Raw genomic sequence first — 22,081 nt, 5'->3', positions numbered from 1 at the left:
GTCGTCAGTCGCGCGCCAGCAGGCGCGGGGCAAGCTCTTTGAGAGCGCGGCGGTAAACCTCGCGCTTGAATGTCACCACCTGGCCCAGCGGATACCAATAACTGACCCAGCGCCAGCCATCGAACTCCGGTTTCCCGGTCAGATCCATCCGCACCCGCTGCTCGTTGGAGACCAGGCGCAGGAGAAACCATTTCTGTTTCTGGCCGATACACAGCGGTTGGCTGTGCGTCCGCACCAGGCGTTGGGGTAAACGATAACGCAACCAGCCGCGGGTGCAGGCAAGAATTTCAACATCATCGCGCTCTAGCCCCACTTCTTCGTTCAGCTCGCGGTACAGGGCATCTTCCGGCGTCTCTTCAGGGTTGATACCGCCCTGGGGAAACTGCCAGGCATCCTGGTTGATCCGCCGAGCCCATAGCACCTGCCCAAGATCATTCGTCAGAATGATCCCGACATTGGGGCGAAAACCATCGGGGTCGATCACGGCAGCAACCTCGCAAACGCATGTCACGGCATTGTTCCACAAAGGCCACAAGGCCAGCAACGCGCCTGTTTACCTTATGTGCACCGATGTGAAAAGTCCGTATTCTGTGGGACTTTTCAGATGTTATGCGAGTGACTTAAATGCGCCTGGCTTTATTCGATCTGGACAATACCCTCCTCGGCGGCGACAGCGACCACGCGTGGGGCGACTACCTGTGCGAGCGCGGCATTCTCGACCCGGTGGCCTACAAGAACCGTAACGACGAGTTCTACCAGGACTACCTGGCCGGCAAGCTGGACCTCAATGCCTACCTGGAATTCACCCTGGAGATCCTGGCCAACACCGAAATGGCCCAGCTCGACGAATGGCATGCCGATTTCATGCGCGATTGCGTCGAACCGATCATCCTGCCCAAATCCCTGGCCCTGCTGAAAAAGCACCGCGATGCCGGCGACAAGCTGGTGATCATCACCGCCACCAACCGTTTCATTACCGGGCCGATTGCCAAGCGCCTGCAAGTCGAGACGCTGCTGGCCACCGAATGCGAGATGGTTGACGGTCGCTACACCGGTCGCAGTACCGGTGTGCACTGCTTCCGTGAAGGCAAGGTGACGCGTCTGAATCACTGGCTGGAAGAAAACGGCTTCAACCTGGAAGGCAGCTATTTCTACAGCGATTCGATGAATGATCTGCCGCTGCTGGAGCAGGTGGCCAATCCGGTCGCCGTCGATCCGGACCCGAAGCTGCGCGCCGAAGCTGAAAAGCGTGGTTGGCCGGTGATCAGCCTGCGCGATTGATTGGGGCCCTATCGCCGGCAAGGCCGGCTCCCACAATGAAGCGGAATGCATCCGACCCTGTGGGAGCCGGCCTTGCCGGCGATGGCGACACTGCAATCAGACCGGCTTGGCGCCCATCAGGCCGGCGATAGCGATGAAACACACACCACTGAACAGCGCCAGCGCCAGGGTGAACTTCGGATTACCCGCAGTCGGTGCCGTGCGCAGGCGATTGACCCGCTCCAGCAGCCAGAACCAGCTGAACGCGCCGAAGGTGTAGATCACACTGGAGCCCAGCACCCAGGTCTGGCCCAGTGGCCAGCCGATCAGGTGCACCAGCCACCAGCCGGTGAACGGCATGCTCACCAGGCAGATACCCATCAACAGCCAGACAAACACCAGCGGCCGCTGCATCAGTCGGCTCGCTGCTGCCGTGTCGCCCTTACGGCGTGCCAGCCAGACCCAGATCGCCAGACCGAGGGCACTACCGAGCAACAGCACGGTGGCCGAGATGTGCAGGACCTTGAGAGTAGTCAGGTATTCCATGTCATTGCTTCCTTGTGAGCTGTCCTGAGCTTAGCTGCTCAGCCCAGGAACAGCCGGTACGCGGGGTTATCGGTTTCATCCCAGTACGGGTAGCCGATCTTGGCCAGGGCGGCAGGCACCAGATGGCGCTCATCATCCGGAACTTGCAGCCCCGCCACCACGCGACCATCGGCCGCGCCATGGTTGCGGTAATGGAACATCGAGATGTTCCAGCGCCCGCCGAGCTTGTTGAGGAAGTTGAACAGCGCCCCCGGACGCTCCGGGAACTCGAAACGCAGCACCAGCTCGTCACTGACCCGCGCGGCATGGCCGCCGACCATGTGGCGGATATGCAGCTTGGCCAGTTCGTTGTCGGTCAGGTCGAGTACCGGGAAGCCTTGCTCGGTCAGGCTGTGGATCAGCGCACTGCGCGGGTCGGTGTCCGGATGGGTCTGCACGCCAACGAAGATGTGCGCCTCACCATCGGCATGGTAGCGGTAGTTGAATTCGGTGATCTGACGTTTGCCAATCGCCTCGCAGAACGCCTTGAAGCTGCCCGGCTGCTCTGGAATGGTAACGGCAATGATGGCTTCGCGGCCTTCACCCAGCTCGGCACGCTCGGCAACATGGCGCAAGCGGTCAAAGTTGACGTTGGCACCGGAGTCGATGGCTACCAGGGTCTGGCCGTGAACGCCCTTGAGCTCGACGTACTTCTTGATCCCGGCCACACCTAATGCGCCGGCAGGTTCGGTGATCGAGCGGGTATCGTCGTAGATATCCTTGATAGCTGCACAGATTTCGTCGGTGCTGACGGTGATCACTTCATCGACATAGGTCTTGCAGATGTCGAAGGTGTGCTGGCCGATCTGCGCTACCGCCACACCGTCGGCGAACAGCCCGACCTGCGGCAGCACCACCCGCTCGCCCGCAGCCATGGCGGCTTGCAGGCAATTGGAGTCGTCCGGCTCGACGCCAATCACCTTGATCTCCGGGCGCAGGTACTTCACGTAAGCCGCGATACCGGCGATCAAACCGCCGCCGCCGACCGGCACGAAGATCGCGTCCAGCTGGCCCGGGTGCTGGCGCAGGATCTCCATGGCCACCGTGCCCTGCCCGGCAATGGTGTGCGGATCGTCATAGGGGTGGATATAAACGAAGCCTTTTTCATCGACCAGCTTCAGCGAATAGGCCAGCGCTTCCGGGAACGAGTCGCCATGCAGCACGACCTTGCCACCGCGCGAGCGTACGCCTTCGACCTTGATCTCCGGGGTGGTCTTGGGCATGACGATGGTCGCCTTGATCCCCAGTTCACGCGCTGCCAGGGCCACGCCCTGGGCATGGTTGCCGGCCGAGGCAGTGACCACGCCACGGGCCAGCTCCTCAGGGGTCAGCTGCGCCAGCTTGTTATAGGCACCGCGGATCTTGAAGGAGAACACCGGCTGCAAGTCTTCGCGCTTGAGCAGGATGTTGTTGCCCAGGCGCTTGCTCAGTTGGCCGGCGGTCTGCAACGGGGTTTCGACGGCAACGTCGTAAACGCGCGAGGTGAGGATCTTCTTGACGTACTGTTCGAGCATCGGGAAAGCATCACTGAGCGGTTGGGCGGGGTTTGCGAGTCTACCCCAGCGCCCTGTCGGGCGACCACAGCAAGTCCGGGGTTTTAGCCGCTATACTACGCGCCTTCACGATACTCCTCCCCGCTTCGGAGCCCGCATGACCCAGGACCAACTCAAACAGGCTGTCGCCCAGGCCGCTGTCGATTTCATTCTGCCCAAGCTCGACGACAAGAGCATCGTCGGCGTCGGCACCGGCTCGACCGCCAACTGCTTCATCGACGCCCTGGCCCAGCACAAGGCTGCCTTCGATGGCGCCGTGGCCAGCTCCGAAGCGACGGCTGCACGCCTGAAGGGTCATGGTATTCCGGTATACGAGCTGAACACCGTCAGCGACCTGGAGTTCTACGTCGACGGCGCTGACGAGAGCGACGAGCACCTGAACCTGATCAAAGGCGGCGGCGCAGCCCTGACCCGCGAGAAGATCGTTGCCGCTGTGGCCAAGACTTTCATCTGCATCGCCGACGCCAGCAAGCTGGTGCCGGTGCTGGGCGCCTTCCCGCTGCCGGTCGAAGTGATTCCGATGGCCCGCAGCCACGTGGCACGCCAGCTGGTCAAGCTGGGCGGCGACCCGGTCTATCGTGAAGGCGTGGTCACCGACAACGGCAACATCATCCTCGATGTGCATAACCTGCAGATCACCAACCCGGTGGAGCTGGAAAGCCAGATCAATGCGATTGTTGGCGTGGTTACCAACGGCTTGTTCGCGGCACGGCCGGCGGATCTGCTGTTGCTGGGGACTTCTGAAGGGGTGAAAACCCTCAAGGTTTCTTGAACACGTAAAACAGGTTCGGCTCGCTGACCAGGTAAATGGTCCCGGCATCGTCCATGGCGATGCCTTCAGCCTGCGGCACACTCTGTTTCAGGCCCTGAAAGCCCTTGCGCAGTGACAGACTGCTCAAGGGTTTACCCTTCACATCCAGCTCCAGCACCAGCTGCGACTCATCCGACAACGCCAGCAGATGGCCGCTGCGCTCATCGAACTGCAAGCTCGACAGATCGCGCACAAACAGCCGTGAATCACGCTTCTGGTCCTGCACCACGTGCACCGCATAAGGCTGCTCAGGGTTTTCGTGGGGGAAGCCATGCACCTCGTAAATCAGCATCGGGTCGCGCTCCTTGGCCACGAACAGGCGCTTGCCCACCGAGTCGTAGGCCAGGCCCTCAAAGCCCTTGTTGCCGTTCAGACCGATCCCCAAGGTCAGTTGCTCGGCATCCTTGGCATCAAGAAATAGCGTGTTGTCGTTGAGGTGCACACGAATCAGGCGCTGCTCACGCTCATCGGTGATCACATAACTGCCGGGGCCGACGTACTCGACCGCCTCGGGATCGCCGAAACCGGTGAGCGGTATCCGCCGCAGTACGCGCCCGTCCAGCGACAGTTCAATCAACTCCGAACGCTGATTGGTCACGGTGAACAGGCTGTTGCGGTCCGGATCGAAGGTGAGTGCGGAGATATCGTCATTCAGCCCTTCGAGGGGCTGTGCCTCGATCGCCACGCGGTACTGGTCCAGACCGATGCTCAGCTCGGAGGGCTGCCACCAGGTCTTGATATTGAACCAGCCGCGCTCGAACAGGCGGTACTGCTGCCCCGCCACGATAACCAGCAGCAGGGCGAACAGGCTCAGAACCAGGAAAATCAGTGGCAGGCGGATGTAGCGGCGCATTCAGGAAGACTCGACAAGGAACAGCCTGAATCAAACCATACCCAACTGAAGCCAAACTTAATCTTCGAGTAGGAAAGTTCTGAATCTCAGCTCAGGGCTTACGGAAACGATAGAACAGATTCGGCTCACTGACGATGTACAGGTTGCCCTGCTCGTCCATGGCCACACCTTCGGCCCGAGGAATGCGTTTGTTCAAGCCGTTGAAGCCGCCCAGCAGGGTCATGAAGCTGACCTGCTCGCCGTTCTCATCCAGCTCCAGCAACATATTGGAATCGGCAGACAGCACCAGCATATGCCCGGTACGCGGGTCGATGCCCAGGGCCGAGAGGTTGCGCAGATCCAGCTCTTCGTTTGGCAATGGCTGCTTGTCACCGGCCAGCGGGCTATGGCCATCGCTGCTCCAGGCGAACAACGCCGGCGGACGCTCTTCGCCAAGGACGATACGTTGCTGACGAGGGTCCCAGGCTATCGCCTCGAACGCCTTGTTCTGATTCTCCGACGGGCCGAGATCGTACTGCGGGAAATCAGCGATATTCAGGGAACGGGTATCGGCAGTCAGGGTGACGATGGTCAGCGAGTGATCACGCTCATCGACAATCGCCAGCCGCCCGCCCTCAAGTACCGCCACACCTTCAGGGTTGCTCCAGCCCTCCAGCGGCATCTTGCGCAGCACATCACCTTCAAGGTTCAGCTCGACCAGGAAGGGGTTCTTGCCCATGACCGCGAACAGGGTTTTGCTGACCGGGTTGTAGGTCAGGTCGGAGGCTTCGTCATCTTCCATGCCCGGCAGTACCTTGGCATCGATATCGACCTGGTAGTCCGGCAACCAGATGCTGGCTTGCTGCTCGACCGGGCTTTCAAAGCGCTCTTGCAACCACAACAGACCGCGATCGTCCCAATGCATGGCAATCGCCACGCCATAACCGATGATCGCTGCCGCCGCCAACCAGGTCGACCAACGCAAGGCAAGCCCACGCTTTCGCGCAGACGGCACGGATTTACTGGATGGAACGGGAGAGGCCATGGGATTGCTGCTCTTTTTGCCAGTTAATAACACATTACCGGCACGTTCGCAGAGCCAGATCCGCAAGCATTATCCGGATTGATTGTGAAAAAAATGACAAAAGCCGACAGCGCGCAGGGCAGCCAGCGTGACTGGCTGCCCTGGCGGGTTACAACACTGTGCTTTCGAAGCGGCTGACACCCGGCAATTCCAGCACCAGCTCATCGCCCGGATTGAGCGGGCCGACACCCACCGGAGTACCGGTCAGGATCACATCACCGGCCTGCAGGCCGAACTGCGAAGCCATGTGCTGGATCATCGGTACGATCGGGTTGAGCATCAGCGCGCTGTTGCCGTCCTGGCGCACTTCGCCGTTGATGGTCAGGCGAATGCCGATATCGGCCAGGTCCTCGAAGGTGCTGCCGGCGACAAAGGGTGCCAGCACACAGGCGCCGTCGAAACACTTGGCGCGCTCCCACGGCAGGCCTTTGTCCTTGAGCTGCGCCTGCAGGTCGCGCAGGGTCAGGTCCAGGGCTGGCGCGAAGCCGGAAATGGCGTCGAGTACTTCTTCTTCGCTCGGCTCGGTAGACAGCGACTTGCCCAGCAACACGGCGATTTCCGCCTCGTAGTGCACCGAACCGCGCTCGGCCGGGATCTTGAAGCCGCTATTGATCGGTACCACACAGCTGCCCGGCTTGATAAACAGCAGGGGCTCGGTCGGGATCGGGTTGTCCAGTTCTTTGGCGTGCTCGGCATAGTTGCGCCCGATGCACACCACCTTGCCCAGGGGAAAGTGAATACGCGTGCCGTCTACATACTGGTGCTGATAGCTCATTACCGACTCCTGGCGCTATTGGAAGCTCTTATGCCTTTGACTTACTCGACAGCGAAGATTTTGCCCGGGTTCATGATCCCGTTCGGATCGAACACCGCCTTCACCGCTTTCATGTATTGAATTTCCACGGGCGAACGGCTGTAGGTGAGGTAATCACGCTTGGTCATGCCCACGCCGTGTTCGGCCGAAATCGAGCCGTTGTACTTCTGCACGATCTCGAACACCCACTTGTTCACCGTAGCGCACTTGGCAAAGAACTCGTCCTTGCTCAGGTCATCGGGCTTGAGGATGTTCAGGTGCAGGTTGCCGTCGCCGATGTGGCCATACCAGACCACTTCGAAATCCGGATAGTTTTCTGCGACGATCGCGTCAATATCCTTGAGAAAAGCCGGTACTTTCGACACGGTGACCGATATGTCGTTTTTGTACGGAGTCCAGTGCGAAATGGTTTCGGAGATGTACTCGCGTAGCTTCCACAGGTTCTGCAGCTGTTGCTCGCTCTGGCTCATTACGCCATCGAGCACCCAACCCTGCTCCACGCAGTGTTCGAAGGTAGCCAGGGCGGCGTTGGCCACTTCCTCAGTGCTGGCTTCGAACTCCAGCAGGGCATAGAACGGGCACGGGGTTTCGAACGGCGCGGGAACATCGCCACGGCCCATGATCTTGGCCAGGGCCTTATCAGAAAAGAACTCGAAAGCCGTCAGGTCGAGCTTGTCGCGGAAGGCGTGCAACACCGGCATGATCGAGTCGAAATCCGGCGTGCCGAGGACCATCGCGGTGAGGTTGTTCGGCGCACGATCCAGACGCATGGTCGCCTCGACCACAAAACCCAGGGTGCCTTCGGCGCCGATGAACAGCTGGCGCAGGTCGTAGCCCGTGGCGTTCTTGATCAGGTCCTTGTTCAGCTCCAGCAGGTCGCCGGTGCCGGTGACCACTTTCAGGCCGGCCACCCAGTTGCGGGTCATGCCGTAGCGAATCACCTTGATTCCGCCGGCATTGGTGCCGATATTGCCGCCAATCTGGCTTGAACCTGCAGAAGCGAAGTCCACCGGATAGTACAGCCCCTGGTCTTCGGCAAAGTTCTGCAGTTGCTCGGTAACCACGCCCGGCTGGCAGACCACACTACGGTCGAACTCATCGAAGGCGAGAATCTGATTCATGTAGTCGAAGGACACCACCACTTCGCCATTGGCCGCCACCGCTGCCGCCGAAAGGCCGGTACGCCCGCCCGAAGGCACCAGGGCGACCTTGTGCCGGTTGGCCCAGCGCACGATCGCCTGGACCTGCTCGGTGCTCTTGGGAAACACGATGGCCAGCGGTGCCGGGGCAAAGTGTTTGGTCCAATCCTTGCCGTAAGTCTCGAGGGAATCCGCATCGGTCAGCACCTTGCCGGGCTCAACCAGGGTCATCAGCTCATCAAGCAACGCAGAATTGGTCATCGACAGAACTCTCGAACTATTCATAGTCACCCTGAGCACTCTTCACGTGCCAGGGATGGGCGTATCGGGGGGGACTCATGCTAGCATACGCCCCCCGCTGATCGAGCTTTAAGCCGATGCTGCGAGAGCTTCACTTCCCTGCCATTTTTCTCCGGGACACAGGTTTACGCAGATGAGCAAGACTTCTCTCGATAAGAGCAAGATCAAGTTCCTTCTTCTCGAAGGCGTCCACCAATCCGCCGTGGACGTCCTCAAGGCCGCCGGGTATAGCAACATCGAGTACCTCACCGGTTCTCTGCCCGACGCTGAGCTGAAAGAAAAGATCGCCGATGCCCACTTCATCGGCATCCGCTCGCGCACTCAACTGACCGAAGAGGTTTTCGACTGCGCCAAGAAACTGGTCGCTGTCGGCTGTTTCTGCATCGGTACCAACCAGGTCGACCTGGACGCGGCCCGCGAGCGCGGTATCGCCGTGTTCAACGCGCCGTACTCCAACACCCGTTCGGTCGCCGAGCTGGTGCTGGCCGAAGCGATCCTGCTGCTGCGCGGCATCCCGGAGAAAAACGCTTCCTGTCACCGTGGTGGCTGGATCAAGAGCGCGGCCAACTCCTTCGAAATCCGGGGCAAAAAACTGGGTATCGTCGGTTACGGCTCGATCGGCACCCAACTGTCGGTCCTGGCCGAAAGCCTTGGCATGCAGGTGTTCTTCTTCGACCCGCTGACCAAGCTGCCACTGGGCAACGCTACCCAGGTCGCCAGCCTGACCGAGCTGCTGGGTCTGGCCGACATCGTCTCGCTGCACGTGCCTGAGCTGCCATCCACCCAGTGGATGATCGGCGAGAAAGAAATCCGCGCGATGAAGAAAGGCTCGATCCTGATCAACGCCGCCCGCGGTACCGTGGTCGAGCTGGATCACCTGGCTGCAGCGATCAAGGACAAGCACCTGATCGGCGCCGCCATCGACGTGTTCCCGGTCGAGCCGCGCTCCAACGACGAGCAGTTCGAAAGCCCGCTGCGTGGCCTGGACAACGTGATCCTGACCCCGCACATCGGTGGCTCCACCGCCGAAGCCCAGGCCAACATCGGTCTGGAAGTGGCCGAGAAACTGGTCAAGTACAGCGACAACGGTACTTCCGTTTCGTCGGTCAACTTCCCTGAAGTGGCCCTGCCGGCGCACCCGGGCAAGCACCGTCTGCTGCACATCCACGAAAACATTCCGGGCGTACTCAGCGAGATCAACAAAGTCTTCGCCGAAAACGCGATCAACATCTCCGGTCAGTTCCTGCAGACCAACGAGAAAGTCGGTTACGTAGTAATCGACGTTGACGCCGAGTACTCGGATCTGGCGCAAGAAAAACTGCAACACGTCAAGGGCACTATCCGTTCCCGCGTACTGTTCTAAGTTTTTCTGACGACAAAAAAAGGGAGGCCCTGGTGGCCTCCCTTTTTCATGCTGCGCCGATCACTTCACTTCTACGGTGATCTTCTTCGACTCAACACTTGGCTTGAACGGCACGTGGAACTTGTCGCCCAGCACCAGTTGCAGGGTGTGCTTGCCTGGGGTCAGGGTCAGTTCGACCTCGGTCTGCGCCTTGCCGAAGTGCAGTACTTGCGGACCGGCTGGCAGCGGCGCCTTGTTTTCCGGCAGCAGGCTGGTAGGCAATACCTGATCAGCGGCCGGCTCCTTGTCGACATCTACCAGCAGGTGGTGGTGGCCGGTGTGCGGGGTCTGGTCACCCGCTGGCTTGAGCTCCATGCCCTCGATACCGAATTTGACGGTGAAGGTCTTGTCGACCGTCGCGCCATCGGCCGGGGAAACGATGAAGACCTTGGCGTCTTTCGGCGGCTCCTGGCTCTTCAGGCCTTCGGCGGCTGCAGCAAACGCCGAAACTCCCATCAACAAGCCAACGACGGCTGCACGCGAAACTAGGCTTTTCATTCACTTCTCCTGTGATTTGCTTCTTTAACCTTGCCTGTTAAACGGAAGGCAATGGTTGGTAACCATAGATCAATTGGATCAGAACATACCCGGAAATTTGCACAGAAAATATTTCTCCGGGCGTCTAACATCCCCCTTTCGATGTTGTCCTAGTTGCGCTCGACCGTGGCATTATCAGAAAGCCGCGGCGATCTTCTTCACTGCCAATGACTTCAAGGGACTTAAATGCGCCTGACCATAGGGATACTACTTGCCGCCCTGCTCAGCCCATGGGCACATGCCGAACTGATCGATGACATGAATGACCGTGGCGAATTGCGCATTGCCGTCGAAGCCAACATGTCGCCGTTCAACTTCAAGGATGACGGCAAGCTGGCGGGGTTTGAAATCGAACTCGGCCGGTTGCTGGCCGACGAGCTGGAAGTACGCGCCGAGTTCGTGGTGACGACGCGCGACGATTTGCTGCCGGGTGTCGAGAGTGGCAAATACGACATCGCCCTGAACCAGGTCGCTGCCACCCCCGAACTCAAGGAACGTCTGGATTTCAGCGAACCCTATAGCTATTCCAGCGCCCAGTTGATCGTGCGCAAGGACGAAAAGCGCTCGCTGGCCAACCTCGGCGCACTCAAGGGCCACAGCCTCGGCGTGGTTCAGGGCAGTCAGTTCGCCGAGCAGGCGCGGAGCGTCGAAGGCGTCGATCTGCGCAGCTATCCAGACGCCAGCCAACCGATCAAGGACGTGGCCAACGAGCAGATCGATGCCGCCATCAGCGACCGTCTGCTAGTGCCTTATGCCATTCGTGACAGCCAGCAGGCGGTGACCGAAGGCGCCACTGTCGGCCCGATCCTGAGCCTGGCGATTCCGTTCCAGAAGGGTAACCCGGCGTTCCACAGTGCAGTGGACAAAGCCCTGCAACGCATCAAGGCCGATGGCCGGCTCGAAGCCCTGTCGCAGAAGTGGTTCGGGATGGATGCCAGCAAGCCGCCGAAGTAAGCAGAAGCATCGCGGGGCTGTGGGAGCGGGCTTGCCCCGCGATGCATTTAAAGCTGTCCCAAGGCCTGCTCTGCCGCCTCAAGCTCAAGCTCACTGAACACCTGCACCCCTTCCCGGCGCAGCAAGGCCGCAGTCACCCCTTCGCCGGTGACTTTGGTGCCACTGAAGGTACCGTCATAGGTCAGCAGATTGCCGCACGACGGGCTACCCGACTTGAGCACCGCGATACGGATGCCATGCCGTCGCACCAGCTCCAGCGCCAACTGCGCACCGGCGAGAAACTGCGCGCTGACATCCTCGCCAGCAACCGTAATCACCTGCGCATCGCCATCCAGCACGGCACTGCCCTGACCGCCTGGGATTTCCGCCGGTGGCCGTGGTGTCGGTAGACCACCTGCCACTTCCGGGCACAACGGCACGATCCGGCCTTCGCTTTGCCAGCGCTGCAACAGATCCGGGTAGCCGCTGGCGCGCCCGTCATAGCGCACCGGCTGACCGAGCAGGCAGGCACTAACCAGAACCCTGCGCATCTCAGAACGGCTCGTTGCCACGACGACGGAACCAGCCGGTCAGTGACAGGCGATCGCGCTGGGCCGGCAATACCTCATGGGGTATTTCGCCGGAAAGAAACACCACCAGACACCCGCCGATCGGTTGCACGTCGTGCTCGACGTCGCCCTTGAGGGTCATGCGCAACTGACCACCGTGTTCGGGCTGCCAGCCTTCGTTAAGGTAAATCACCGCCGAGACCATGCGCCGGTCGTCATCGCGAAAGCGGTCGAGGTGCTTTAGATAGAAGGCGCCCGGTGGATACAGGGCGAAATGGCACTCGAAGTCCTCAAGACCAAGGAACAAGCCGCGGTTAAGGGCTATGCGCAAGCTGTCCATAAGCTCGAGGTAGTGGTCGCAAGGCTCGGCCTGGCCGGGCTCCAACCACTGGATACGATCGCCGCGAATGCCCTCGCGGACCTCCTGGGCAACGCCCCGACCCACGGCTGCTGGCTCCAGTTCGCCCTCGGCGGCGCGTTTGCGGCACTCGGCCGCCAGTGCCAGGGTCAGAGACTCTGGAAGAAAGGTATTTTGCTGCGACCAGCCACGGGTGGCCAGGTCGTCGACGATGCGCAACAGCAGGGGGTCATCAGGGGATATGTGCATGTCGCGCATAGTATCCATCTGCCGCGAAATCCGACAGCGCCACTTGGCCGAGAGTATGCAATGGCTTCTCGACAAAGCCCGGCCAGGCCAAGACAATAGCGCCCTGCCGACAGGAGTCCTGAATGCGCCGTTTGTTTTTTTTGCTGATGATGATCTGCACCACGCCTGTCTGGGCAGACAGCCTCGACCAACTCTACAAGGTCGCCGGCTGGCCTGAGCAGCGCGCCCACTTTACCGATGCCCTCGATGCCGCCCAGCAGCGCTATCGCAATAGCCTGCCGCCCGCGGTTTATCAGGCGTTGGTCAATAACAGCAACCAGCGCTTCCAGGCCCAGGCTGTGGACAAGCGCGCCCAGGCGCAATTGCGTGCCAACCTGAGCAATCCCGGCCCTGCACTGGCCTTCTTCCAGTCGCCGCTAGGGCGCAAGATTGTCGCCGCCGAACTGCTGGCCACCCGGCGTGACCAGCTGGCCAAGAATGCCAAGGGCTTGCCCAAGATCCAGGCCAGCGACAACCGCCTGCTGATCATCGGCCACCTGGCCCAGGCCCTGCCCGCCCGTGAAGCCGGTGCCGAAGTCAGCCTGGCGATTGCCGGGGTCGCGGCCGACAGCCTCAGCCAGATGATCCCCGGCCTGCTCGGCGGCGCTCAGGCCCAAGGCCTGCTCGACGGTCAGCGCCAGCGGCTGATGCAGCAGATCGGCAGCGAACTGAACAATACCCTGCTCTACGTGTATCGCGACTTGTCCGATGCAGAGCTGGATGAGTTCGCTACCTTTGCCGAATCGGCAGAGGGTCAGACTTACTACAAGGCTGCCCTGGCTGCGATCCGCGCCGGCCTGGCCGTCGGGCAGAACACTTCGGACCTGAAGTGATCAGCCCAGACGCTGGTCGATGAAGTCAAAATAGCGCTGACGGATCGCCGGCAGCTCGTTGGCCAGGTGATGGCGCGCCTCGGGAATCAACAGGATGTCGGGCGCGGCGAATTTCTCCTGCAGCACCTTGAGGTTGTGCGGCCAGTCCACGGTCATGTCGGACTGGCCCTGAATAATCAGCGGCCGCCGCGCGCTGACCGGCGCCGCCTCGATGCGCTTGACCCAATCGACCAACGCCCCGACCCAGGCTGTCGGCAAGCACCGCGGCTGCAGCGGATCGGCCTGCAGGAACGGCAGGAAGGTCGGGTCGTTGCTGTTTTCACTGAAGCGCCGCTCGATACCTTTCACGAACGGGCGCAGCAGGTGATAGCTGAATTTCGACCAGCGCCACGAACGTGGCCGCACCAGCGGCGCCAGCAGGATTACCTGGCCCTGGGCCGGGCTCTGTGCGCCACCGTGCAGCAGATGATCAATGACAATCGCCCCGCCGGTACTTTGCCCACATAGATGCCAGGGCTGCGGCAACTCAAGGGCTCGGCCCTGCTCGAACAGCGCCTGCAATACCTGCTGGTAGGCAGCGAAATCGTCGATGCTGGCCCGCTCGCCGCTAGACAGACCGTGCCCCGGCAAGTCACAGGCGATCACCGCGTAATCCTGATCCAGCGCCCAGTCGATCACATGACGGTACAAGCCCATGTGGTCGTAGAAGCCATGCAGCAACACCAGGGTCGCCACTGGCGCCGCTGGCAACCAGACCTGCCCGACCAGCTCGAAGCCCGCCGCCTCGAAACGCCCCAGCCAGCGTTGCGCGGCGACCTTGCGCGCTGGAAAATCCAGCCCGTAGTAACGCTGATAGGCCTGGGCCTGGGTCGACAACGGCTGACGCGCCGTCATCGGCGCCAGGCTGGCGCGTAACGAGTCGGGCTGAAATGACGCAGGCATAGAAGATTTCCACACAGCAAAAGCCGGATTTTGACCTGTGATATTCAGCTGTTGCCAGCAGCATGGCAAGCTAGGCGACTTTTCCCGGATATTGCCTTCATGCTCGCGTCATCCACCCGTACCCTGCTCGGCCTGTTGATCGCCGCTCTTTGCGCCGCCGGTTTGTGGTGGGCCTACGACAGTTTCCAGAGCCGCTATCTACGCCCGTTCGATAACCAGACCGCATTGTTCTCCGGCGACCGGCTGCAGCTGCCGGCCGAGATCGCCGGGCCCGGGCCGATCCGCCTGGTGCACTTCTGGGACCCGGCCTGCCCGTGCAACGTCGGCAACCAGCAACACCTGGCGGAACTGATCGAGCATTTCGCTCCGCAGGGGGTGGCGTTCTATGTAGTACAGAAGCCCGGCAGCCGTGGACAGTTGCCAAGTACGCTCAGCGCCCTCAAGCCACTGACTGAACTGCCCGGTGCCGAACACCTGCCGGCCAGCCCTGGCGTAGCGATCTGGGATCGTCAGGGCAAGCTGGCCTACTTCGGTCCTTACAGCGAGGGGGCGACCTGTAACTCGAGCAACAGTTTTATCGAACCGATATTGCTGGCGCTGAGCCAAGGGCGTGCGGTCAGTGCCACGCATACTATGGCAGTGGGGTGCTATTGCCCCTGGAGCCCTTAACGCAAGCGTGCCGGATTACCCACCACCGTCGCCCTGGCCGGCACATCGCGGGTCACCACGCTCCCGGCACCGATTACCGCGTTATCGCCCACGGTAACCCCGGGCAGGATGATCGCCCCGCCGCCAATCCAGACGTTGTTGCCGATCTTCACCGGCCGGCCACTTTCCAGACCACTGCGACGTACCTTCGGGTCCAGTGGGTGGTCGGCGGCGTAGATCTGCACCGCCGGGCCGATCTGGCAATCGTCACCGATGCTGACCGGGCAGACATCGAGGATCACGCAGTTGAAGTTCATGAACACGTTGCTGCCCAGGCTGATGTTGTAGCCATAGTCGCAATAGAACGGTGGGCGAATCACTGCGCCGTCCCCCACCACTTTGAAGTGTTCTGCCAGCAGTCCATGCCGCTGTTCGTTGAGCAGTTCGGCGCTGTTGTTGTAGCGCTGCATCCAGTGCTTGTTGGCGATCTGCTCGGCCTGCAGCTCCGGGCAGCTGGCGTGGTAGAGCTGGCCGCTGAGCATCTTCTGCTTTTCACTGAGCGTCATCTTCCCTCCTTTGGGACTATCCTCTGTCCGAATTTACCTCGATGATCGGACCACAATATCCGCTAAAAAGCACAAGGAGTCTTGATGAAGCGCAGCCTGACCTTTCTCGCTGTGGTCATTGCCGCGGCAGCCGGCGGCGGTTACTGGTATGTGCAGGGCAAGCTGCCGCAGCGTGAAGGCGAAGTCGCCTTGGCCAGCCTGCAGGCCCCGGTCAGCGTGCGTTATGACGCCCGTGGCGTACCGCACCTGCAGGCCAGCAACGAGACCGACCTGTATCGCGCGCTGGGCTATGTGCATGCCCAGGACCGGCTGTTCCAGATGGAGATTATCCGCCGCCTGGCCCGCGGCGAGCTGGCCGAAGTGCTCGGCAGCAAGCTGCTGCCCACCGATACCCTGTTCCGCACCCTGCGTATTCGTGAACAGGCCGAGCGCTACATCGAACGCCAGGACAAACAATCGCCTGCCTGGCTCGCACTGCAGGCCTACCTCGATGGCGTCAATGCCTGGCAGGACAGCCACCCCAAACCCATGGAATTCGATGTGCTGGGCATCACGCCACGGCCGTTCACCGCCCAGGACACCCTGAGCATTGCCGGCTACATGGCCTACAGCTTTGCCGCCGCCTTTCGCACGGAACCGGCATTGACCTATGTGCGCGACCAGCTCGGCAGCGAATACCTGAACATCTTCGACCTCGACTGGAACCCGGAAGGTGCGTTGCACAGCCGTCCGCCGCTGGCAGCTGCCGACTGGAAAAGCCTGGAGCAACTGGCACTGATCAGCCAGCACGCCTTGAGCGAGGCTGGCATTCCACAGTACGAAGGCAGCAACGCCTGGGCGCTGTCCGGCAGCCGCACCCGCAGTGGCAAACCATTGCTGGCTGGCGATCCGCATATCAGCTTTGCCGTGCCCGCCGTGTGGTACGAAGCCGAACTGTCGGCGCCCGGCTTCAACCTCTATGGCTATCACCAGGCGCTCAACCCCTTCGCTTCGCTGGGGCACAACCGCGAGTTCGGCTGGAGCCTGACCATGTTCCAGAACGACGATGTCGACCTGATCGCCGAGCAGGTCAATCCGGCCAACCCTGACCAGGTGCGTATCAACGGCCAATGGCAAGCGTTGACCATCACCCAGGACACTATCGCGGTGAAGGGCGAGGAGCCTGTCACCATCACCCTGAAGCGCTCGCCACACGGCCCGATCGTCAACCAGGTGATCGGTGCCAATGCCGGGCCGACACCGATTGCCATGTGGTGGGCGTTCCTGGAAACCGACAACCCGGTGCTCGAAGGCTTCTACCAGGTCAACCGCGCCGACACCCTGGACAAGATGCGCAGCGCCGCCGCGAAGATCCAGGCGCCTGGCCTCAACCTGGTGTGGGCCAACGCCCGTGGCGACATTGGCTGGTGGGCCGCGGCGCAGCTACCGATTCGCCCGGACGGGGTAAACCCGTCGTTCATCCTCGACGGCAGCACGGCCCAGGCCGACAAACTCGGTTTCTACCCGTTCAGCGCCAACCCGCAGGCGGAAAACCCGGCCAGCGGCTATATCGTCTCGGCCAACTATCAGCCGCCCGCCGCCATGCCGATTCCCGGGTACTACAACCTCGCCGACCGCGGCCAGCAGCTCGATCGCCAGCTGGCCGATGCAACGATCAAATGGGATACGCAAAACAGTCAGGCGCTACAGCTCGACACAGCCAGCGGCTATGGCCCACGCACCCTGGCACCGTTGTTGGGAGTCTTGCGAGAAGTGGCTGCGGGCGATCAGGAAAAAGAGCTGGTCGAACAGTTGGCCAGCTGGAATGGCGACTATCCGCTGGACTCGGTCAGCGCCACGCTGTTCAACCAGTTGCTCTACGACCTGGCGTACGCAGCCATGCATGACGAACTGGGCGATGCCTGGTTCCAGATGCTGATCAGCACCCGCGTCATCGATGCCGCCTTGCCACGCCTGGCCGCCGACGCCGAGTCGCCCTGGTGGGGGCTGCATGGCAGCAGCGAGCATGGTAGCCGCAGCGACGCGGTGAAACGCGCCTGGCAGGCCAGCCTGGCCCACCTGCGCGAGACACTGGGCAACGACCCGACCGCCTGGCAATGGGGCAAGGCGCATACCTTGACCCACAACCATCCGCTCGGGCTGCAGAAGCCGCTGAACCTGCTGTTCAATGTCGGCGCTTTCGCCGCACCGGGTACGCATGAAGTGCCGAACAACCTGTCGGCGAAGATCGGCCCGGCGCCCTGGCCGGTCACCTATGGCCCTTCGACCCGGCGCCTGATCGACTTCGCCGATGCCGGGCAGGCCCTGACCATCAACCCGGTCGGGCAAAGTGGCGTGCTGTTCGACCGGCACTATGCCGATCAGGCCAAAGACTATATCGAGGGGCAGTACCACAAGGCGCAGATGGGGGTGATTCCGGAGCAGAGTACTTTGAGGTTGGTGCCCAAAAACTAGCAAGGCTTTGCCTTGCATCGCCGGCAATGCCAGCTCCTACATTATCGGAGCCGGTCTTGTCGGCGATGGGGCGACAGCAGCCCGGGTCTCACATCAGCCCTGCCACTTGCCGCCCTCGACAATCACGCTCTCCGGCTTGGTGTCGTCGCTCAGCTCTTTGCGCACGTACTGGTCATACAGCTTCAGCAGGTACTTCTGCTCACCCAGGCGCGCCAGTTCAGCGTTGACCCAGTCACGCAGCTCGATATTGCCCTTCTTCACCGCCGGTGCAATCGGCGCTTCTTCGCCCAGTTTCTCGGCCAGCACGCGGTACCCCGGATTCTGCTTCGACCAGCTGAACAGGATCAGGTTGTCCTGGGCATAGGCATCGCCACGACCATTGGCCAGCGCTTGCAGCGACTCGGAGTTCTTCTCGAACTTGAGCAGTTTCCAGTCCGGGTGGTTCTTGGTCAGCCAGATATCGGCGGTGGTACCGGTGGTGACGATGGTGGTCTTGTCGGCCAGGTCATCGAGCTTGTTCACACTGCTGCCTTCAGGCACCAGGGCCTGGACCGCGACGCGCAGGTTGGGGTTGGTGAACTCCACCGCCTCCTTGCGTTCCGGCGTCACGGTCATGTTGGCGAGAATCAGATCGACCTTGTCGCTCTGCAGGAACGGGATGCGGCTGGCCGGCTCAACCGCAACGAACTCGACCTTGTTCTCGTCGCCGAGCAGCGACTTGGCGAACTGGCGGCCGATGTCGGTATCGAAGCCGACATAGCGGCCGCTCTCGTCGACAAAGCCGAACGGTGGCTTGTCGGTGAATACGCCGACAATCAACTTGTCGCGGGCCTTGATGGTTTCCAGGTAGCTGGTGGCTGGCGCCGCACCAGCGCCAGCAGGCTTGGCGGGCTCTTCCGCCTTGTTGCAGCCGGCCAGCAGGGCCAGGCTGAACAGGGACAACAGCAGTTTCGAGGTTTTGGCAGTTTTCATGACAGTTCCTTTGCGGGCATTTTGGGCAGGCTTTCTACGAAGGAGAATTTCTCCAGGAACTGCTGCGCGCGTGCGGTCTGCGGGTTCGTAAAGAAGCTCTCGGGGTCGCGCTGTTCAAGGATCCTGCCGGCCTCCATGAACACGATGCGGTCGGCCACCGCGCGGGCGAAGGCCATTTCATGGGTCACGATGAGCAAGGTCATGCCGTCACGGGCCAGGCCCTGGATCACCTCCAGCACTTCCTTGACCATCTCCGGGTCGAGGGCTGCGGTGACCTCGTCGAACAGCATCACCTCAGGGTTCATGCACAATGAGCGAACGATTGCGATGCGCTGTTGCTGGCCACCGGAAAGCTGGCGCGGATAAGCGTCGCGCTTGTCCAGCAAGCCCACCCGGGCCAGCAGCGCTTCGGCCTGGGCCAGGGCTTCACGGCGTTCGCGCTTCTGCACCTTGAGCGGCCCCAGCAGCAGGTTGTCGAGCACGCTCATATGGCCGAACAGGTGATAACTCTGGAACACCATGCCCACCCGCTGGCGTACCTGACGCCAGTCGGTGCGCGGCTCGAGCAGCTCTTCACCGGCCAGGCGCAAGTGGCCGCTGTGGGCGTTTTCCAGGCCGTTCAGGCAGCGCAGCAAGGTGCTTTTGCCGCAGCCGCTGGGGCCGAGGATCACCACCACTTCACCGCTGCGCACTTGCAGGTCGATGTTGTTCAGCACCTGTTGCTCGCCGAAGAATTTGTTGAAGCCCTTGAACTCGATCAATGCACTCATGCGTGTGTCCAGCGGCGCTCAAGGGCGCGCGAAACAGCCGAGAGCGGGTAGCAGATAAAAAAGAAAAACAGAAACAGCACGCCGTAGATCAGCACCGACTCGTAGGTGCGCTCGATGATCTGCTGGCCGACCTTGATGACATCGACCACACCGATCAGCACCGCCAGCGAGCTGGTCTTGATGATCCGCGTGTAGATGTTGATGGTCGGCGGGGTCATGCGCTTGAGTGCCTGTGGCAGCAACACATAGCCATACAGCTGCCAGGCAGACAGGCCGATCGACAGGCCGGCCTCGCGCTGGCCGCGGGGCAACGAACGCAAGGCGCCGCGCACCACCTCGCCCACTTCACTGGCGCCCCACAGCGACAACACCAGCACCGCGCACCAGAAGCTGGGGATGCTCAGGGCAAAGAAAATCGGCAGGCCGAAGAACAGCAGGTACAACCAGACCAGCACCGGAATCGCCCGGAACAGCTCCAGGTACACCCGCAGCAGCAGATTCAGGCTGCGCAGGTTCAGGCTCGCCAGCACACCGTAGAGCACACCGCCAAAGGTACTGAAGACAATCCCCAGCGCCGAGATCGCCAATGTCTGCGCGGCACCCTTGCCCAGTTGCGGCAAGGACACCAACAACAACTCAAGACCCGAACTGGCCATGTTGCAGCCTCCGTTCCAGGCGGCTGAGCAGCAGCGACAATGGCAGGAACAGCAACACGCAGATCAGCGTCAGCACCGCGAGCATCTCGTAAGTCTTGTAGTACAGCGCGATGTAGCTCTTGGTGGTGTAGAGGATTTCCGGCACCGCCACCGCCGAGACCACCGTGGTTTCCTTGAGCAGGAAAACGAAGTTGGCAAACAGCGACGGCAAGCTGAGGATGCCGGCCTGAGGCAGGATCACATAACGCAGCAACTGGCCGTCGGACAGGCCGATCGAGCGTCCCGATTCCAGCTGTGCCTGTGGCACCGCCTCGACGCCGGCGCGCAGCACTTCAGTCAGGTAGGCGCCACCGAGAAAGGTCATGGTGATGATCGCGGCAGCGAAGCCGGAGATTTTCAGGCCCAGGCTCGGCAAGGCGAAGTAGACGAAGAACAGCTGGATCAGCAGCGGCGTGTTGCGCGCCAGTTCCACGTACAGCTGCACCAGACGCTGCAGGTAGGGCGTGCGGTAGACCAGGATTGCTGCGTTGATCAGCGCCACCAGCAGTGAGGTGGCAATGGCGATCAGGCCGACCTGCAGGGTAACGCCGACGGCTTTGAGAAACGCCGGTAGCGTGCTGAGGATAAAAGCGACATCGAAACTCATGAGAGGATCTCGGACCGGCCCGAGGGTAAACGGGCCGCTCTACACAGGGGTTGTCAGTGCGGGTGAGCACAATGACTAAGACTCTAAAGGTATAAAAACAAATATTTAAATACCTTTATTGCATATTGATATCACCCAAACAGCTAACTGCAAATGCCTGTGTATAAAGCGACTGTGGGAGCGGGCTTGCCCCGCGATTGCGATGTGACTGACACAACGCGATCGCGGGGCAAGCCCGCTCCCACAGGGCAGGATATGTATCAGTTGTTGCTTAGAACGCCGGCAGTACCGCGCCGCTGTATTTCTTCTCGATGAAGGTTTTCACTTCCGGGCTGGTCAAGGCTTTGGCCAGTTTCTGGATCGCGTCGCTGTCCTTGTTGTCTGGACGGGCGACCAGGAAGTTCACATACGGCGAGTCGGAACCTTCGATTACCAGGGCGTCTTTGGCCGGGTTCAGACCGGCTTCCAGCGCATAGTTGGTGTTGATCATGTCCAGGTCGACCTGGTCCAGAACGCGCGGCAGCATGGCCGACTCAAGCTCGCGGAACTTCAGCTTCTTCGGGTTCTCGGCGATATCTTTCGGCGTTGCCAGGGCGTTTTTCGGATCCTTCAGGGTGATCAGGCCAGCCTTCTGCAGCAGCAGTAGGGCACGACCACTGTTGCTGCCTTCGTTAGGGATGGCAACGGTAGCGCCGTCTTTCAGCTCGCTCAGGCTTTTAACTTTCTTCGAGTAACCACCGAAAGGCTCGACGTGAACACCGATAACGGTTTCCAGGTGAGTGCCTTTACCTTCGTTGAAGTTCTTCAGGTACGGCAGGGTCTGGAAGTAGTTGGCATCCAGACGCTTCTGGTCGACCTGCACGTTAGGCTGCACATAGTCGGTGAACACCTTGATCTCAAGATCTACACCTTCTTTGGCCAGGGTCGGCTTGATCAGCTCAAGGATTTCAGCGTGGGGCACCGGGGTGGCGGCAACCACCAGTTTCTCGCCGGCGTGGGCGAAACCTGCAACCGACAGAGCGGCCGCCAGAGCAGTGAACAACAGAGCCTTTTTCATGCGCAGTCCTTATTCGAATACAGGGCCATCGGTCGACGGCAAATCAGGTTGCCAGCCATTTGCTAGCTGGCT

The 22,081-nt window shown here is 61.0% G+C and carries 24 protein-coding genes; 7 read left to right on the top strand and 17 right to left on the bottom strand.

Annotated features, from left to right (window positions below; genetic code table 11):
• Positions 1–4: 4 nt before the first annotated feature.
• Positions 5–484: an RNA pyrophosphohydrolase gene (locus AC07OF_RS08220; protein ID WP_010222140.1), complete on the bottom strand. Its 480-nt coding sequence runs from the start codon at positions 482–484 to the stop codon at positions 5–7.
• 140 nt (positions 485–624) lie between these two features.
• Between AC07OF_RS08220 and AC07OF_RS08215 the strand changes: the two genes are divergently transcribed.
• Positions 625–1,281 carry a histidinol-phosphatase gene (locus AC07OF_RS08215; protein ID WP_157190759.1) on the top strand — a complete coding sequence of 219 codons (657 nt, stop codon included), beginning with the start codon at positions 625–627 and terminating at the stop codon, positions 1,279–1,281.
• A gap of 96 nt (positions 1,282–1,377) precedes the next feature.
• Here the strand turns inward: AC07OF_RS08215 and AC07OF_RS08210 are convergent, their stop codons facing one another.
• Together AC07OF_RS08210 and ilvA are read right to left on the bottom strand one after the other, a co-directional pair.
• Positions 1,378–1,806 (bottom strand): DUF2269 domain-containing protein, encoded by a 429-nt coding sequence (locus AC07OF_RS08210; protein WP_157190758.1) that lies wholly within the window; start codon positions 1,804–1,806, stop codon positions 1,378–1,380.
• A gap of 38 nt (positions 1,807–1,844) precedes the next feature.
• Positions 1,845–3,359, bottom strand: coding sequence for a threonine ammonia-lyase, biosynthetic (ilvA, locus tag AC07OF_RS08205; RefSeq protein WP_157190757.1), 1,515 nt, complete (start codon positions 3,357–3,359; stop codon positions 1,845–1,847).
• Positions 3,360–3,495: 136 nt separating this feature from the next.
• Here ilvA and rpiA point away from each other — a divergent pair, with 136 nt between their 5' ends.
• Positions 3,496–4,170: a ribose-5-phosphate isomerase RpiA gene (gene rpiA, locus AC07OF_RS08200; RefSeq protein ID WP_157190756.1), complete on the top strand. Its 675-nt coding sequence runs from the start codon at positions 3,496–3,498 to the stop codon at positions 4,168–4,170.
• Here the strand turns inward: rpiA and AC07OF_RS08195 are convergent.
• From AC07OF_RS08195 to AC07OF_RS08180, 4 genes are all read right to left on the bottom strand, one after another.
• Positions 4,157–5,062, bottom strand: a complete 906-nt coding sequence (locus AC07OF_RS08195) for an SdiA-regulated domain-containing protein (RefSeq protein WP_157190755.1) — start codon at positions 5,060–5,062, stop codon at positions 4,157–4,159. The genes rpiA and AC07OF_RS08195 overlap by 14 nt on opposite strands.
• A gap of 91 nt (positions 5,063–5,153) precedes the next feature.
• The gene (locus AC07OF_RS08190; RefSeq protein ID WP_157190754.1) at positions 5,154–6,086 is read right to left on the bottom strand and encodes an SdiA-regulated domain-containing protein; all 933 of its coding nucleotides are present in this window, start codon (positions 6,084–6,086) and stop codon (positions 5,154–5,156) included.
• A 148-nt stretch (positions 6,087–6,234) separates the two neighbouring features.
• Positions 6,235–6,900 carry a fumarylacetoacetate hydrolase family protein gene (locus AC07OF_RS08185; RefSeq protein WP_157190753.1) on the bottom strand — a complete coding sequence of 222 codons (666 nt, stop codon included), beginning with the start codon at positions 6,898–6,900 and terminating at the stop codon, positions 6,235–6,237.
• A 41-nt stretch (positions 6,901–6,941) separates the two neighbouring features.
• Positions 6,942–8,339, bottom strand: a complete 1,398-nt coding sequence (locus AC07OF_RS08180; protein WP_157190752.1) for an FAD-binding oxidoreductase — start codon at positions 8,337–8,339, stop codon at positions 6,942–6,944.
• Between the two features lie 172 nt (positions 8,340–8,511).
• On the opposite strand from AC07OF_RS08180, the gene serA reads away from it, so the two are divergent.
• Positions 8,512–9,741 (top strand): phosphoglycerate dehydrogenase, encoded by a 1,230-nt coding sequence (serA, locus tag AC07OF_RS08175; RefSeq protein WP_157190751.1) that lies wholly within the window; start codon positions 8,512–8,514, stop codon positions 9,739–9,741.
• 60 nt (positions 9,742–9,801) lie between these two features.
• On the opposite strand, the gene AC07OF_RS08170 is transcribed toward serA, so the two are convergent.
• On the bottom strand, positions 9,802–10,278 hold the full coding sequence (locus tag AC07OF_RS08170) for a DUF4399 domain-containing protein (protein ID WP_157190750.1): 477 nt from the start codon (positions 10,276–10,278) through the stop codon (positions 9,802–9,804).
• A gap of 225 nt (positions 10,279–10,503) precedes the next feature.
• On the opposite strand from AC07OF_RS08170, the gene AC07OF_RS08165 reads away from it, so the two are divergent.
• Positions 10,504–11,271 (top strand): transporter substrate-binding domain-containing protein, encoded by a 768-nt coding sequence (locus AC07OF_RS08165; RefSeq protein WP_495072751.1) that lies wholly within the window; start codon positions 10,504–10,506, stop codon positions 11,269–11,271.
• Between the two features lie 47 nt (positions 11,272–11,318).
• Here the strand turns inward: AC07OF_RS08165 and AC07OF_RS08160 are convergent, their stop codons facing one another.
• Complete coding sequence (locus AC07OF_RS08160; protein ID WP_495072750.1) at positions 11,319–11,801, bottom strand: 2-thiouracil desulfurase family protein; 483 nt, start codon at positions 11,799–11,801, stop codon at positions 11,319–11,321.
• Between the two features lies 1 nt (position 11,802).
• Positions 11,803–12,435: a 2OG-Fe(II) oxygenase gene (locus tag AC07OF_RS08155; RefSeq protein WP_191831375.1), complete on the bottom strand. Its 633-nt coding sequence runs from the start codon at positions 12,433–12,435 to the stop codon at positions 11,803–11,805.
• 113 nt (positions 12,436–12,548) lie between these two features.
• Here AC07OF_RS08155 and AC07OF_RS08150 point away from each other — a divergent pair, with 113 nt between their 5' ends.
• Entirely contained in the window at positions 12,549–13,298 is a 750-nt protein-coding gene (locus AC07OF_RS08150) for a DUF2059 domain-containing protein (protein ID WP_157190746.1), read from the top strand.
• Here AC07OF_RS08150 and bipL read toward each other — a convergent pair whose 3' ends face one another.
• A complete protein-coding gene (bipL, locus tag AC07OF_RS08145) occupies positions 13,299–14,240 on the bottom strand; it encodes a phospholipase BipL (protein WP_157190745.1) in 942 nt (313 codons plus the stop codon).
• A gap of 99 nt (positions 14,241–14,339) precedes the next feature.
• Between bipL and AC07OF_RS08140 the strand changes: the two genes are divergently transcribed.
• The gene (locus tag AC07OF_RS08140) at positions 14,340–14,909 is read left to right on the top strand and encodes a DUF6436 domain-containing protein (RefSeq protein WP_157190744.1); all 570 of its coding nucleotides are present in this window, start codon (positions 14,340–14,342) and stop codon (positions 14,907–14,909) included.
• On the opposite strand, the gene AC07OF_RS08135 is transcribed toward AC07OF_RS08140, so the two are convergent.
• Complete coding sequence (locus AC07OF_RS08135) at positions 14,906–15,454, bottom strand: sugar O-acetyltransferase (protein ID WP_157190743.1); 549 nt, start codon at positions 15,452–15,454, stop codon at positions 14,906–14,908. The genes AC07OF_RS08140 and AC07OF_RS08135 overlap by 4 nt on opposite strands.
• A gap of 84 nt (positions 15,455–15,538) precedes the next feature.
• Between AC07OF_RS08135 and AC07OF_RS08130 the strand changes: the two genes are divergently transcribed.
• Positions 15,539–17,908 carry a penicillin acylase family protein gene (locus AC07OF_RS08130; protein ID WP_495072749.1) on the top strand — a complete coding sequence of 790 codons (2,370 nt, stop codon included), beginning with the start codon at positions 15,539–15,541 and terminating at the stop codon, positions 17,906–17,908.
• Positions 17,909–18,001: 93 nt separating this feature from the next.
• Here AC07OF_RS08130 and AC07OF_RS08125 read toward each other — a convergent pair whose 3' ends face one another.
• From AC07OF_RS08125 to AC07OF_RS08105, 5 genes are all read right to left on the bottom strand, one after another.
• A complete protein-coding gene (locus AC07OF_RS08125; protein ID WP_038605460.1) occupies positions 18,002–18,880 on the bottom strand; it encodes a transporter substrate-binding domain-containing protein in 879 nt (292 codons plus the stop codon).
• A complete protein-coding gene (locus AC07OF_RS08120; RefSeq protein ID WP_495072748.1) occupies positions 18,877–19,650 on the bottom strand; it encodes an amino acid ABC transporter ATP-binding protein in 774 nt (257 codons plus the stop codon). Before AC07OF_RS08120 ends, AC07OF_RS08125 begins: the two co-directional genes overlap by 4 nt.
• Positions 19,647–20,306, bottom strand: coding sequence for an amino acid ABC transporter permease (locus AC07OF_RS08115; RefSeq protein WP_495072747.1), 660 nt, complete (start codon positions 20,304–20,306; stop codon positions 19,647–19,649). The genes AC07OF_RS08120 and AC07OF_RS08115 overlap by 4 nt, the downstream gene beginning before the upstream one ends.
• The gene (locus AC07OF_RS08110; protein WP_157190738.1) at positions 20,287–20,952 is read right to left on the bottom strand and encodes an amino acid ABC transporter permease; all 666 of its coding nucleotides are present in this window, start codon (positions 20,950–20,952) and stop codon (positions 20,287–20,289) included. Before AC07OF_RS08110 ends, AC07OF_RS08115 begins: the two co-directional genes overlap by 20 nt.
• A gap of 271 nt (positions 20,953–21,223) precedes the next feature.
• A complete protein-coding gene (locus AC07OF_RS08105; RefSeq protein ID WP_038605448.1) occupies positions 21,224–22,009 on the bottom strand; it encodes a MetQ/NlpA family ABC transporter substrate-binding protein in 786 nt (261 codons plus the stop codon).
• Positions 22,010–22,081 lie beyond the last annotated feature (72 nt).

The organism is Pseudomonas sp. GW821-FHT10B02 (genome assembly GCF_059415665.1).
The sequence above is the reverse complement of the archived record's forward strand: the minus strand, read 5'-3'. Positions and strand labels throughout refer to the sequence as shown.

What these genes read in the sequence shown, in the direction of transcription:
- AC07OF_RS08165 (WP_495072751.1), top strand. Translation starts at nt 10,504, where the DNA reads ATGCGCCTGACCATAGGGATACTACTTGCCGCCCTGCTCAGCCCATGG.
- AC07OF_RS08135 (WP_157190743.1), bottom strand. Translation starts at nt 15,454, where the DNA reads ATGACGCTCAGTGAAAAGCAGAAGATGCTCAGCGGCCAGCTCTACCAC.
- AC07OF_RS08110 (WP_157190738.1), bottom strand. Translation starts at nt 20,952, where the DNA reads ATGAGTTTCGATGTCGCTTTTATCCTCAGCACGCTACCGGCGTTTCTC.
- AC07OF_RS08195 (WP_157190755.1), bottom strand. Translation starts at nt 5,062, where the DNA reads ATGCGCCGCTACATCCGCCTGCCACTGATTTTCCTGGTTCTGAGCCTG.
- AC07OF_RS08155 (WP_191831375.1), bottom strand. Translation starts at nt 12,435, where the DNA reads ATGCGCGACATGCACATATCCCCTGATGACCCCCTGCTGTTGCGCATC.
- AC07OF_RS08190 (WP_157190754.1), bottom strand. Translation starts at nt 6,086, where the DNA reads ATGGCCTCTCCCGTTCCATCCAGTAAATCCGTGCCGTCTGCGCGAAAG.
- AC07OF_RS08210 (WP_157190758.1), bottom strand. Translation starts at nt 1,806, where the DNA reads ATGGAATACCTGACTACTCTCAAGGTCCTGCACATCTCGGCCACCGTG.
- AC07OF_RS08125 (WP_038605460.1), bottom strand. Translation starts at nt 18,880, where the DNA reads ATGAAAACTGCCAAAACCTCGAAACTGCTGTTGTCCCTGTTCAGCCTG.
- AC07OF_RS08185 (WP_157190753.1), bottom strand. Translation starts at nt 6,900, where the DNA reads ATGAGCTATCAGCACCAGTATGTAGACGGCACGCGTATTCACTTTCCC.
- AC07OF_RS08105 (WP_038605448.1), bottom strand. Translation starts at nt 22,009, where the DNA reads ATGAAAAAGGCTCTGTTGTTCACTGCTCTGGCGGCCGCTCTGTCGGTT.
- AC07OF_RS08180 (WP_157190752.1), bottom strand. Translation starts at nt 8,339, where the DNA reads ATGACCAATTCTGCGTTGCTTGATGAGCTGATGACCCTGGTTGAGCCC.
- AC07OF_RS08170 (WP_157190750.1), bottom strand. Translation starts at nt 10,278, where the DNA reads ATGAAAAGCCTAGTTTCGCGTGCAGCCGTCGTTGGCTTGTTGATGGGA.
- AC07OF_RS08140 (WP_157190744.1), top strand. Translation starts at nt 14,340, where the DNA reads ATGCTCGCGTCATCCACCCGTACCCTGCTCGGCCTGTTGATCGCCGCT.
- AC07OF_RS08215 (WP_157190759.1), top strand. Translation starts at nt 625, where the DNA reads ATGCGCCTGGCTTTATTCGATCTGGACAATACCCTCCTCGGCGGCGAC.
- AC07OF_RS08150 (WP_157190746.1), top strand. Translation starts at nt 12,549, where the DNA reads ATGCGCCGTTTGTTTTTTTTGCTGATGATGATCTGCACCACGCCTGTC.
- bipL (WP_157190745.1), bottom strand. Translation starts at nt 14,240, where the DNA reads ATGCCTGCGTCATTTCAGCCCGACTCGTTACGCGCCAGCCTGGCGCCG.
- AC07OF_RS08120 (WP_495072748.1), bottom strand. Translation starts at nt 19,650, where the DNA reads ATGAGTGCATTGATCGAGTTCAAGGGCTTCAACAAATTCTTCGGCGAG.
- AC07OF_RS08160 (WP_495072750.1), bottom strand. Translation starts at nt 11,801, where the DNA reads ATGCGCAGGGTTCTGGTTAGTGCCTGCCTGCTCGGTCAGCCGGTGCGC.
- rpiA (WP_157190756.1), top strand. Translation starts at nt 3,496, where the DNA reads ATGACCCAGGACCAACTCAAACAGGCTGTCGCCCAGGCCGCTGTCGAT.
- serA (WP_157190751.1), top strand. Translation starts at nt 8,512, where the DNA reads ATGAGCAAGACTTCTCTCGATAAGAGCAAGATCAAGTTCCTTCTTCTC.
- AC07OF_RS08115 (WP_495072747.1), bottom strand. Translation starts at nt 20,306, where the DNA reads ATGGCCAGTTCGGGTCTTGAGTTGTTGTTGGTGTCCTTGCCGCAACTG.
- ilvA (WP_157190757.1), bottom strand. Translation starts at nt 3,359, where the DNA reads ATGCTCGAACAGTACGTCAAGAAGATCCTCACCTCGCGCGTTTACGAC.
- AC07OF_RS08130 (WP_495072749.1), top strand. Translation starts at nt 15,539, where the DNA reads ATGAAGCGCAGCCTGACCTTTCTCGCTGTGGTCATTGCCGCGGCAGCC.